Annotated in this window: 5 protein-coding genes; all 5 read left to right on the top strand. The window is 67.8% G+C overall.

Going from position 1 to position 13,006, the window contains the following annotated elements:
• The coding region (locus AC07NX_RS18135; protein WP_494643662.1) for a hybrid sensor histidine kinase/response regulator at positions 1 to 5,151 on the top strand (5,151 nt) is incomplete at its 5' end.
• On the top strand, positions 5,148 to 7,187 hold the full coding sequence (locus AC07NX_RS18130) for a response regulator (protein WP_494643660.1): 2,040 nt from the start codon (positions 5,148 to 5,150) through the stop codon (positions 7,185 to 7,187). The genes AC07NX_RS18135 and AC07NX_RS18130, both read left to right, overlap by 4 nt.
• A gap of 105 nt (positions 7,188 to 7,292) precedes the next feature.
• Complete coding sequence (locus AC07NX_RS18125) at positions 7,293 to 7,997, top strand: glutathione S-transferase N-terminal domain-containing protein (RefSeq protein WP_494643659.1); 705 nt, start codon at positions 7,293 to 7,295, stop codon at positions 7,995 to 7,997.
• A 131-nt stretch (positions 7,998 to 8,128) separates the two neighbouring features.
• Positions 8,129 to 12,478 (top strand): PAS domain S-box protein, encoded by a 4,350-nt coding sequence (locus tag AC07NX_RS18120; RefSeq protein ID WP_494643657.1) that lies wholly within the window; start codon positions 8,129 to 8,131, stop codon positions 12,476 to 12,478.
• Position 12,479: 1 nt separating this feature from the next.
• Entirely contained in the window at positions 12,480 to 12,947 is a 468-nt protein-coding gene (locus tag AC07NX_RS18115) for a response regulator transcription factor (RefSeq protein WP_494643655.1), read from the top strand.
• Positions 12,948 to 13,006: the final 59 nt, after the last annotated feature.

The following is a 13,006-nucleotide window of genomic DNA, read 5'->3' as shown; positions in this document are numbered from 1 at the left end:
GGCGAGGTGCTGGAGCTGAAGAACACCATCAACACCATGGTGGACCAGCTCAACAGCTTCGCCTCGGAAGTGACCCGGGTGGCGCGGGAAGTGGGCACCGAGGGCAAGCTGGGCGGCCAGGCCAACGTGAAAGGCGTGGCCGGCACCTGGAAGGAGCTGACCGACAACGTTAACCTGATGGCCGGCAACCTGACGGGCCAGGTCCGCAACATCGCCGAGGTGACCACCGCCGTCGCCCGCGGCGACCTCTCGCGCAAGATCACGGTCGACGTGAAGGGCGAGGTGCTGGAGCTGAAGAACACCATCAACACCATGGTGGACCAGCTCAACAGCTTCGCCTCGGAAGTGACCCGCGTGGCGCGGGAAGTGGGCACCGAGGGCAAGCTGGGCGGCCAGGCCCGCGTGGAAGGCGTGGCCGGCACCTGGAAGGACCTGACCGACAACGTCAACCTGATGGCCGGCAACCTGACCGGCCAGGTCCGCAACATCGCCGAGGTGACCACCGCCGTGGCCATGGGCGACCTCTCCAAGAAGATCACCGTCGACGTGAAGGGCGAGGTGCTGGAGCTGAAGAACACCATCAACGTCATGGTGGACCAGCTGAACGCCTTCGCCTCGGAAGTGACGCGGGTGGCGCGCGAAGTGGGTACGGAAGGCAAGCTGGGCGGTCAGGCCAACGTCACCGGCGTCGGCGGCACCTGGAAGGAGCTGACCGACAACGTCAACCTGATGGCCGGCAATCTGACCGGCCAGGTCCGCAACATCGCCGAAGTGACCACCGCCGTGGCCATGGGCGATCTTTCCAAGAAGATCACCGTCGACGTGCGCGGCGAGATCCTGGAGCTGAAGAACACCATCAACACCATGGTCGACCAGCTGAACTCCTTCAGCTCGGAAGTGACCCGGGTGGCGCGGGAAGTGGGCACCGAGGGCAAGCTGGGCGGTCAGGCTCAGGTGAAGGGGGTGGCCGGCACCTGGAAGGACCTGACCGACAACGTCAACTTCATGGCCGGCAACCTGACCGGTCAGGTCCGCAACATCGCCGAGGTGACCACCGCCGTCGCCAACGGCGACCTCTCCAAGAAGATCACCGTCGACGTGCGCGGCGAGATCCTGGAGCTGAAGAACACCATCAACGTCATGGTCGACCAGCTGAACGGCTTCGCCTCGGAAGTGACGCGGGTGGCGCGGGAAGTGGGTACGGAAGGCAAGCTGGGCGGCCAGGCCCAGGTGAAGGGCGTGGCCGGGACCTGGAAGGACCTGACCGACAACGTCAACCTGATGGCGGCCAACCTGACCGGCCAGGTGCGCAACATCGCCGAGGTGACCACCGCCGTCGCCATGGGCGACCTCTCCAAGAAGATCACCGTCGACGTGCGCGGCGAGATCCTGGAGCTGAAGAACACCATCAACGTCATGGTCGACCAGCTGAACTCCTTCAGCTCGGAAGTGACCCGGGTGGCGCGAGAAGTGGGCACCGAGGGCAAGCTGGGCGGCCAGGCCCAGGTGAAGGGGGTGGCCGGCACCTGGAAGGATCTGACCGACAACGTCAACTTCATGGCCGCCAACCTGACCGGCCAGGTCCGCAACATCGCCGACGTCACCACCGCCGTCGCCAAAGGCGACCTCTCCAAGAAGATCACCGTCGACGTGAAGGGCGAGATCCTGGAGCTGAAGTCGACCATCAACGTCATGGTCGACCAGTTGAACGGCTTCGCCTCGGAAGTGACGCGGGTGGCGCGGGAAGTGGGTACGGAAGGCAAGCTGGGCGGCCAGGCCCAGGTGCCCGGCGTGGCCGGGACCTGGAAGGACCTGACCGACAACGTCAACATGATGGCCGCCAACCTGACGGGCCAGGTCCGCAACATCGCCGACGTCGTGACCGCCGTGGCCCAGGGCAACCTCAAGCGCAAGCTGACCCTGGACGCCAAGGGTGAAATCGCCTCGCTGGCCGACACTATCAACGGCATGATCGAGACCCTGGCCACCTTCGCCGACCAGGTGACCAACGTGGCGCGCGAGGTGGGTTCAGAAGGCAAGCTGGGCGGCCAGGCCCGGGTGCCCGGCGCCGCCGGTCTGTGGCGCGATCTGACCGACAACGTCAACGAACTGGCCGCCAACCTGACCACCCAGGTCCGCGCCATCGCCGAGGTGTCGACGGCCGTGACCAAGGGTGACCTGACCCGGTCGATCACCGTGGAGGCGTCGGGGGAGGTCGCGGCCCTGAAGGACAACATCAACGAGATGATCCGCAACCTGAAGGATCAGACGTTGAAGAACACCGAGCAGGACTGGCTGAAGACCAACCTGGCCCGGTTCAGCCGCATGCTGCAGGGCGAGCGCGACCTGTCGACCGTGTCGAACCTGGTGCTGTCCGAACTGGCCCCGCTGATCAACGCCCAGCACGGGGTGTTCTACGTCTCCGACCACGACGTGAACGGCGAGCCGGTGCTGAACCTGGCCGCCAGCTACGCCGCCAACCCTGGCGACCGGCCGCCAGCCCGCCTGCGCCGGCGCGAGGGCCTGATCGGCCAGTGCGCGGCCGAGCGCCAGCGGATCCTGCTGACCAATGTCCCGTCGGAATACATCAAGATCAGCTCGGGCCTGGGCGAAGCGGCGCCGCAGAACATCATCGTGCTGCCCGCCCTGTTCGAAGGCGAGCTGAAGGCGGTGATCGAGCTGGCCACCTTCGGCACCTTCAACGAGACGCAGCAGGCCTTCCTCGACCAGCTGATGGAATCCATCGGCATCGTGCTGTCGACCATCGCCGCCAACATGCGGACCGAGGGCCTGCTCGAACAGTCGCAGCTACTGACCGCCGAGCTCCAGGCCCAGCAGGAAGAGCTGAAGAAGACCAACGACCGCCTGGAACAGCAGGCCGCGTCCCTGCGGCAGTCGGAAGAACTGCTGCGCTCCAAGCAGGACGAACTGCAGCAGACCAACGCCGAGCTGGAGGACAAGGCGGTCCTGCTGTCGGCCCAGAACAAGCAGGTGGAGGCCAAGAACGCCGAGGTCGAGCAGGCCAAGGCGGCGCTGGAGGAAAAGGCCGAGCAACTGGCCCTGACCTCGAAGTACAAGTCCGAATTCCTGGCCAATATGAGCCACGAGCTGCGCACGCCGCTCAACAGCCTGCTGATCCTGTCCAAGATGCTCAGCGAGAACGCGCAGGGGAACCTGAGCGCCAAGCAGGTGGAGTTCGCCCGCAACATCCACAGCGCCGGCGCCGACCTGCTGGGCCTGATCAACGACATCCTGGACCTGTCGAAGATCGAGAGCGGCACGGTCACCCTCGACATCGGCGAGATGTCGTTCGCGTCCCTGCGCGACCAGACCGACCGCACCTTCTCCCAGCTGGCCCAGGACAAGAAGCTGGACTTCTTCGTCAACATCGACCCGGCCCTGCCGCGCTCGATGTACACCGACGACAAGCGGCTGCAGCAGGTGATCAAGAACCTGCTGTCCAACGCCTTCAAGTTTACCCAGGCCGGCTCGGTGCGCCTGTCGATCGCCCGGGCCGAGGATGGCTGGGCGCTGGGCAACGACCACCTCAACAAGGCCGGCCAGGTTCTGGCCTTCTCGGTCGAGGACACCGGCATCGGCATCCCCGAGGACAAGCAGCGGATCATCTTCGAGGCCTTCCAGCAGGCCGACGGCACCACAAGCCGCAAGTACGGCGGCACGGGTCTGGGCCTGTCGATCAGCCGCGAGATCACCCGCCTGCTGGGCGGCGAGCTGCGGGTCGTCTCGACGCCGGGGCAGGGCAGCACCTTCACGCTCTACCTGCCGCTGAACTTCAGCCCGGCGGCTCAGCCCCAGTCGACCCAGCCGCTTCGCCCGGCCACGTCGCCGGTCCAGACCTTCCGGCTCTCGACGACGGAGGCTGGATCGGTCGAGCCCGCCGAGACCGTGGTTGACGATCGCGAGCAGATCGAGCCTGGCGACGCGGTGGTGCTGATCGTCGAGGACGACACCCGCTTCGCCTCGATCCTGCTGTCGCTGGTGCGCGACAGCGGGTTCAAGGGCGTCGTCACCGGCGAGGGCTCGGCCGTGCCCTCCCTGGCCCGGCGCTTCAGCCCTGACGCCATCATGCTGGATATCGGCTTGCCCGACATGGACGGCCTGGCGTTGCTGGACCTGCTCAAGCGCACGCCGGACACCCGGCACATCCCGGTCCAGGTGATATCGGCCGACGACCACGGCGGGCTGGGCCTGTCGATGGGCGCCTTCGGCTTCACCAGCAAGCCGGTGGAACGCGAGGCGGTCGCCTCGACCCTGGAAAAGGTCAAGAAGCTGGTCGCCGAGACCGGCCGCGCCCCGATCCTGGTCGGTGGTCCCGGCCAGGCGGCCGACACGCTGCGCGACGCCATCGGCGCGGTGAAGGTCGTGGCGACCTTGTCGGACCTGCCGGACGACGCCTTCACGGGCGAGGGCGATTGCCTGGTGATCGACGTCGGCTCCGGGCCGGTCGGGCCGTTCATCGACACCCTCAAGCAACGCGGCGCGGCGTCGGGCGTGGCGGTGATCTATGCGCCCGAGGAGCTGGATCCCGAGGAGGACCGCCGGCTGCGCCTGGCGGTGTTCTCCGGTCTGGCGCGCCTGGCCCGCACGCCCGAGCAGTTGATCGACCACGTCACCATGTCGTTGCACGCGCCCCTGGATCGCCTGTCCACGCCGGCCAAGGCGATGATCGCCCACAGTCGCCACGCCGACTCCGTCCTGACGGGCCTGACCGCGGTGGTGATCGACGACGACATCCGCAACATCTTCTCGCTGGCCAGCGCGCTGGAGGAGTACGGCATCGAGCTGCGCTACGCCGAAAGCGGCCGTGAAGGCCTGGAGCTGCTCGACAGCCTGCCCGAGGTGGATATGGTGCTGGTTGACATCATGATGCCCGACATGGACGGCTACGAGACCATGCGCGAGATCCGGGCCCGACCGCGCTTTTCCGACTTGCCGGTGATCGCCGTCACCGCCAAGGCGATGAAGGGCGACCGCCAGAAGTGCATCCAGGCGGGCGCGTCGGATTACGTGTCCAAGCCGGTGGATATCGACCAGTTGATCTCCGTCCTGCGGGTCTCGGTCCAGCGCACCGACGCCCAGCGCCTGGCCGGCGACAATGTCGTCACCATCCACAGCGCTGCAGCGCAATGAGCATACCCGCGGTCAAGCATCAGGCGGTTCCGCCGCCGGAGGATCGGCCTCGAACGCGGATCCTCATCGTCGACGACGATGAGCGCAACGCCTTCGCCGCGATCCAGGCCCTGGAAACCCTCGGCCAGGAACTGGTCGTCGCCCGTTCGGGCGAGGAAGCCCTGCGCCACCTGCTGACCGACGACTTCGCGGTCATCCTGCTGGACCTGCACATGCCCGGCATGGACGGCTACGAGACCGCCGAACTGATCCGCCAGCGTCGTCGAAACCGCGACGTGCCCATCGTGTTCCTGACGGCCGTGTTCCGGGACGAGGCCCACATCTTCAAGGCCTATTCGGCCGGGGCCGTCGACGTGGTGTTCAAGCCGGTCGACCCGTTCATCCTGCGCTCCAAGGTGCAGGTGCTCGTCGACCTGCACATCAAGACCCTGGAACTGGAGCAGCAGTCGGAGAGCCGCCGCCTGCTGATCGAGGAGAACGCTCGCATCCATGCCGAGAAGCTGGCGGCCGAGCGAGCCCTTCGCCGCACCCAGGAGCGCCAGGAGGCGATCCTCCGCGCCCTGCCGGTGGTCTTCCATTCGCGCACCGCCGACGCGCCGTACGAGCCGCTGTTCGTGGGCGGCAACGTCATGGAATTGACAGGCTTTTCGGCCGAGGACTTCCTGGCCACGGCCGACTTCGGCATCAGCCGGGTCCATCCCGACGATGTCGAGATCGTCGTGCGCGCCCAGGCCGAGGCCCGAAAGTCCGGGGCCTATGCTTGCGAGTACCGATGGCGGTGCGCCGACGGCTCCTACCGTTCGCTGATCGACCAGGGGGTGCTGGCTCAGGACGAGGAGAGCGGGCGGCAGGTGGTGTTCGGCACGCTGCTGGACAACACCGAGCGCCGGGGCCTGGAGGAGCAGCTCAGCCATGCCCGCAAGATGGAGGCGGTCGGCCAGCTGACAGGCGGCGTCGCCCACGACTTCAACAACCTGCTGACCGTGGTCCTGGGCAATATCGAGCTGATCAAGCGGCGAACCGGCGAGCAGCACGAGTTGGCCCGGCAGATCGACGCCGTCCGCCTTGCGGCTGAGAAGGGCGGGGCGCTGACCCGCCAGCTTCTGGCCTTCTCGCGCCGCCAGCGCCTGAACCCGCTGACTGTGGATCTCAACGTGCTGATCGCCGACTTCGCGCCGCTGCTGCGCCAGGCGGTGGGCGAGGCCGTGGTCATCGACCTGAGCCTGACCGACGAGCCGCTGCCGGCTCACCTGGATCCCGCCCAGTTCGAGAGCGCCCTGCTGAACCTGGCGGTCAACGCCCGTGACGCGATGGAGGGGGGTGGTGTCCTGTCCATCGCCACCAGAACCGTCGGCGAGGACGATCCCAGGATCCTGGTTACTGTGCGCGACACCGGCCAGGGCATGGACGCCGGCGTGGCCTCGCGCATCTTCGAGCCGTTCTTCACGACCAAGGAGATCGGCAAGGGGTCGGGGCTGGGCCTGTCGCAGGTCTACGGCTTCGTGCGGCAGTCGGGCGGCGAGGTTTCGGTGAGCAGTTCGCCGGGGCAGGGGGCGGTCTTCGAAATCTACCTGCCCAGGAGCCAGGCGGCGCTGAGCCCGCGCGGCGCCGGCGGCGAGGCCGGGGAGACCGTGCGCGGCTCCGAACGGGTGCTGGTGGTCGAGGACGACCCGGCGGTGCTGGCCATGGCGGTCGAGACGTTGGAGGGCCTGGGCTATCAGGTCACCACGGCCGACACGGCGGCGGCCGCGCTGAAGCGGCTCAGGGGCCGCAAGGCGTTCGACCTGCTGTTTTCCGACGTGGTCATGCCCGGTGGCGTCAACGGCGTGCAACTGGCGCATCTGGCGCTGCAGGAACGGCCGGGGCTCAAGGTCTTGCTGACCTCCGGCTATGTGGGCGACGAGGCGGCGTCCTGGGCCAACGAGTTCCCGATGATCGACAAGCCGTATCTGGGCCCGACCCTGGCGGCCAAGATCCGCGCCGTGCTGGACGCCGAAGTCCTGGCGGCGAACCAGCCAAAGCTGCGGCAAGGCTAGGTGGGGCGAGTTTCCGCAAGCGCGCGCCTTGTCGCCGCGCCAGTCGGCGCCATCTGACAAGCTCGGCCGCGCCGGCAGGAGCGGCCTTTGCTTTCGGAGCCGACCATGACCGACCTTTCAGCCTTTCCGATCACCCGGCGCTGGCCCGCCCGGCATCCCGACCGGCTGCAGCTGTACGGCCTGCCCACGCCCAACGGGGTCAAGGTGTCGATCATGCTGGAGGAGATCGGCCTGCCCTACGAGCCCCACACGATCGATATCGGCAAGGACGAGACCTGGACGCCCGAATTCCTGTCGCTGAACCCCAACGGCAAGATCCCCGCCATCATCGATCCCGACGGTCCGGGCGGAAAGCCGATCGGTCTCTTCGAGTCCGGCGCGATCCTGGTCTACCTGGCGGAGAAGACCGGCAAGCTCCTGCCCCAGGACCCCGCCCAGCGCTACGAGACCCTGGCCTGGGTGTTCTTCCAGATGGCCGCGATCGGCCCGATGTTCGGCCAGGTCGGCTTCTTCCACAAGTTCGCGGGCCGCGAGTACGAGGACAAGCGTCCCCGCGATCGCTACGTCGCCGAATCCAAGCGCCTGCTGGGCGTGCTGGAAGGCCGGCTGGCGGATCGTGACTGGATCATGGGCGACGCCTACACCATCGCCGACATCGCCATCCTGGGCTGGGTGCGCAATCTGGTCGGCTTCTACGGCGCCGGCGACCTGGTCGACTATGACAGCCTCACGCATGTGCCGGCCTGGCTGGAGAGGGGCCTCGCCCGCCCAGCCGTCCAGCGCGGCCTGGAAATTCCCAAGCGTCCCTAAAGGCCGCGCGCCGGGTTTCGATCCGTTCGCCAACCCGGCGCTGGCCACCTGGCCGCCCCGCGCGCGATTGTCGCGGCCAGCCTTAACCGTTTTGCGGACCTTCCGGGCCATACTGCCCGTCGGAGGTCTAGATGAACCACAACGAAGCGAGGCGGATCCGGGCGCTGCAAGGCTACGGTGTCCTCGATACGTCGTCGGACGCCGCCTTCGATCGTGTGACCCAGTTGGCGTGCGATCTGTTCGAGGTCCCCATCGCCCTGGTCTCGCTGGTCGACGAGACTCGGCTGTGGTTCAAGTCGCGCCAGGGTCTGGAGGTCTGCTCGACGGCTCGGGAACACGCGTTCTGCAGCCATGCGATCGAGTTGGGTCCCGATGCGGTGATGGTCGTCGAGGATGCGACCCTCGATCCGCGCTTCGTGGCCAATCCGCTGGTCGTCGGCGAACCGGGAATCCGCTTCTACGCCGGCGCCGTGCTGACCTCGCCGGAGGGCTGCAACCTCGGCGCCCTCTGCGTCATCGACACCAAGCTCCGTCCGCGGCCGACGGAGCGGGAGCTTGATCGCTTGCGGGCCCTGGCCCGCATCGTCGTCGGCGAACTGGAACGCACCCGCGTCAACCGCGTGAGCTGGGAGCAGGCCCGACTGCTGAACCTGGCCGAGACCATGTCGGGCGTCGCGCACTGGCGCTACGACGTCGTCACTGGCGGGCTCTTCTGGTCGGACCTGGTCTACGACATCCATGGCCTCGATCGCCGGACCCATGTCCCCAGCCTTGAGAGCGGCTTGGGAGTCTATCACCCCGAAGACCGCGACAGGGTCGCCGCCCATCTGCTGCGGGCGGCGGCCAGCGGGGAGACGTTCAGCTTCCAGGCCCGGATCGTGCGGGCCGACGGGACAGTCCGGATCGTCCAGTCCAAGGCCGGCTGCGAAGTGGACGCAAATGGTGAGGTCGTCGCGCTGGTCGGCCTGTTCCAGGACGTCACGGATCAGGTCCGCAATCTGGAGGAGTTGACCGCCAGCGAGGCGCGCTATCGGTTGCTGGCGGAGAATTCATCCGACGTCATCGTCCGCGCCGGCCTCGACGGTACGCTGCTCTACGTCTCGCCGGCCTGCCGGGCCATGGGCTACGAGCCCGAGGACATGGTTGGGACGGCGGCCGATCGCCTGGTCCATCCGGATGATCGCGAGCGCTTCCTGGTCAACTGCGCCAAGCTCTATGCGGGCGAACCTCTCGATCCGTCGGTCAACCGGGAGCATCGTTACCTGGCCGCCGACGGGCGGTGGCGCTGGTTCGAAGGCAACCCCCGGGTCGTCCGCGACGCGGAGGGACGGGCGACCGAGATCGTCAACGTCTTCCGGGACGTCACCGAGCGGCGGGAACTTCAGGAACGGGCCGAGCGCATGGCGCGCATGACCGCCCTGGCCGAAGAGATCGCGGGCATCGCCTATTGGCGGCTCGACGTCGCGACTGGCGAGGCGACCTGGTCGCCGCACGTGGCCACGCTTTGCGGTCTGGATCCCGACCCCGAGCTGGGACCGGAACAGTTCGCCGCGACCGTTCACCCCGACGATCGGCCGGCCCAGCAGGCTCGACTCAAGGCCGCCCGTGAAGACGGCGTCGGCTGGAAGCTCGCCGTCACCCGCATCGTCCTGCCTGACGGGCGGCTGCGCTATCTGGAAGGCCATGGCTATTGCGAGCGCAATGCGGCCGGTCAGGTGGTCGCCGTGTTCGGCACCGTCATGGACATTACCGCCCGGGTCGTGGCGGAGGCGTCGCGCGCGGAGGACGAGGCCCGCTATCGCGCCATGTCCGAGCGGGTGCTCCTGGCCACCCAGGCCGGCCAGATCGGCGTCTGGGAGTGGAACATCCAGACCGGCGCCCTGGCCTGGGACGATCGGATGTACGCCCTCTACGGCCTGGTTCCCGGCGAGGCGCTGACCGCCGAGCGGTTCTATGCCTGCGTGCACCCCGCCGATCGCGAGAAGGAGCAGGCCGAGGCGCGAACCACCCTGTCCGGCGACAAGCCCTACGACACCGAGTTCAGGATCGTCCGTCCCGATAGAGCGGTGCGGCATGTCCGCGCCCAGGCGACGGTCGTGCGCGACGCCGACGGCGCGCCGATGCGGCTGGTGGGCGTCAACTGGGACGTCACCGAGGTGCGCAATCTCGAACGTTCGCTGCGCGCCAGCGAGGATCGGGCGCGCAACATGATCGCCAACGCGCACCAGGCCATCGTCACCGCCGACGAGGCCGGACGGATCACCGGCTGGAACCGCCACGCCCAGCTGACCTTCGGCTGGACCGCCGATGAGGCGATCGGCGCCCACCTGGCGATGATGCTGCCCTCGGGCCAGGCCGGCATGGCCGCCTTCCTGGGCGGCGGCCTCGGCGAGGACATCGACCAGCGCATCGAGACGACCGCGCGGCGCAAGGACGGCGTCGAGATCCCGATCGAACTGGCGGTCAGCGCGGTGCGCGACGCGGCGGGATGGGAGTTGACCGCGCTGATGCAGGACATCAGCAAGCGCAAGGAACAGCAGGAGCTGTTCGAGACCGCCTTCGAGCACGCGCCGATCGGCAAGTGCCTGGTCGGACTCGACGGCGCGTTCCTGAAGGTCAATCCCACGCTCTGCAGGATGGTCGGCTACAGCAGCGAGGAGCTGCTGGCCTTGAACTTCCAGGCGATCACCCACCCGGATGACCTGGACGCCGATCTTGACCTGCTGGCCGATCTCCACAGCGGCCGGATCTCGACCTATCGGATGGACAAGCGCTACATCCGCAAGGACGGTTCGGTCGTTTGGAGCCAGCTGGCGGTGTCGCGGGTCGACAACCCCGACGGCTCGCCGCGCTATTTCATCTCGCAGATCGAGGACCTGACCGCCCGGCGGGCGGCCGAGGCCGCGCTGAAGGACAGCGAGGCCCGCTACCGGCTGATGGCCGAGAACACCACCGACATGATCCTGACGGCCGACCTGAGCGGAAGGGTCACTTTCTGCGCCGCGTCGTCCCGCGCCTTGCTGGGCTACACGCCGGACGAGGTCGTGGGCCGCAGCGCGCTGGAGCTGGCCTATCCCGAGGATCGCCTGAGGGTCAGTCGCGTCTATCGCAACCTGACCAGGGGCAAGCGGCCCGAACGGGTGCGTTGGCGTGTGCCGCACAAATCGGGCAAGCGAGATGTCTGGCTGGAATCGAATCCGTCCCTGCTGCGCGATCCGGCCAGTGACGACCCGGTCGGGTTCCTCGACGTGATCCGCGACGTCACCGCCCAGGTCGGTCAGGAGGAGGCCCTGGCCGCCGCCCGCGCCGAGGCCGAGGCGGCCGCGACGGTGAAGGGCGAGTTCATGGCCAATATGAGCCACGAGATCCGTACGCCCCTGACGGCCGTCATCGGCTTTTCGGGGCTGTTGGCCCAGCGCCCGGAACTCGACGAGATTTCGCAACGATACGTCCAGCGGGTGTCGAGCGCCGGCCAGGCGCTGCTGGCGATCGTCAACGACGTGCTCGACTTCTCCAAGCTCGAGGCCGGGCAGGTCGAGATCGCGCCGCGCCCGGCCTCGCCCCTGGCCGTGGCCCAGGACGCCCTGGCCCTGTTCGCGCCCCAGGCCGACGCCAAGGGGCTGTGGCTGGAATGCCAAGCCGAGGGCGAGCTGCCGGCGCGGGTCATGATCGATCCGGATCGCGTCCGGCAGGTGCTGCTCAATCTGGTGGGCAATGCGATCAAGTTCACCGAACAAGGCGCGGTGCGGCTGTTCGTCGGCTATGATCCGGGGGCGGCGAGGCTGCGCATGCGGGTCGAGGACACCGGCGCGGGGATCGGCGTCGAGCAGCAGGCCAAGCTCTTCCAGCGGTTCTCGCAAGTCGACGCCTCGTCGACCCGCAAGCACGGCGGGACAGGCCTGGGGCTGGCGATCTGCAAGGGCCTGACCGAAGCCATGGGCGGCGACATCGCGGTGAGCAGCGTCCCCGGCGAGGGGACGGTGTTCAGCTTCCAGATCGCGGCCCCGGTCGCGGTCGGTCCGGACGGAGAGGCGCCGGCGCTCGCGCTCGAGGCGAGCAGTCGAAGCCTGGACGGGATCCGAGTGCTGGTGGTCGATGACAATGCCGTCAATCGCGAGCTGGCGCGCACCGTGCTGGAATATATGGGCGCCGAGGTGGCCGAGGCCAGCGGCGGTCGCGGGGCGGTCGAAGCGGCGGCCGTCGAGCCGTTCGATTGCATCCTGATGGACCTGCGGATGCCCGGGGTCTCCGGGCTCGACGCCCTGGGCGAGATCCGCGACACGCCGGGTCCCAACCAGGACGCGCCCATCCTGGCCTTCTCCGCGGATTCGGACCTTGGTTTCCTGAGCAGCGACCACGGCTTCGACGGCCTAGTGTCCAAACCGATCATGGCGGCGGATCTTGTCGACGCCGTGGACCGGTGCACGCGCTGGGACGGTGTCGTCGACGACGGCGATCCCCTCGACCTCGCGGAGGCGTAGGGTGGGGCGTACACGCGTTCTGGTCGTCGAGGACGACCAGGTGATCCTGGATCTGATCACGACCCGCCTCGATATCGCGGGCTATGACACCTATTTCGCCCGCGACGGTTTCGAGGGCCTCAAGCGCCTGCACGAACTGCGGCCGTCGGCCTTGGTGCTGGACCTCAACATGCCGCGCCTGGACGGCTTCGGCCTGCTGCGCAAGATGCGCCAGGAGGGGCTGAACGTCCCGACCATGGTCTTGACGGCCCGCAACCAGCCGGACGACGTCAGGCTGGCCATCTCGCTGGGCGCCCGCGACTTCCTGGCCAAGCCGTTCAAGGACGAACAGCTGTTGCAAAGGGTGGGCCGGCTGCTGCGCCGGGCCCCGGCCAGGGCGGCCAGGGCCGTCAAGGTTTCGCCCACGTCCGAAAGCCCGCCGCCGGTCCTGCTGCCCATCGACGACGGGCCCGAACCGTTCCTGCTCTGAGAGAGTTGGGAGGAAGGTGAGCGGATCGATGTTCCACGGACGCGCGTTCACTTTTTATT

The sequence above is a fragment of the Caulobacter sp. GW821-FHT09A05 genome (assembly GCF_059418465.1).
Note: the sequence above shows the minus strand (reverse complement) of the source record. Positions and strands in the feature narration are given on the sequence as shown.

Excerpts from the sequence above, each read along its gene's own strand:
- AC07NX_RS18130 (WP_494643660.1), top strand. The coding sequence starts at position 5,148 with ATGAGCATACCCGCGGTCAAGCATCAGGCGGTTCCGCCGCCGGAGGAT.
- AC07NX_RS18125 (WP_494643659.1), top strand. The coding sequence starts at position 7,293 with ATGACCGACCTTTCAGCCTTTCCGATCACCCGGCGCTGGCCCGCCCGG.
- AC07NX_RS18120 (WP_494643657.1), top strand. The coding sequence starts at position 8,129 with ATGAACCACAACGAAGCGAGGCGGATCCGGGCGCTGCAAGGCTACGGT.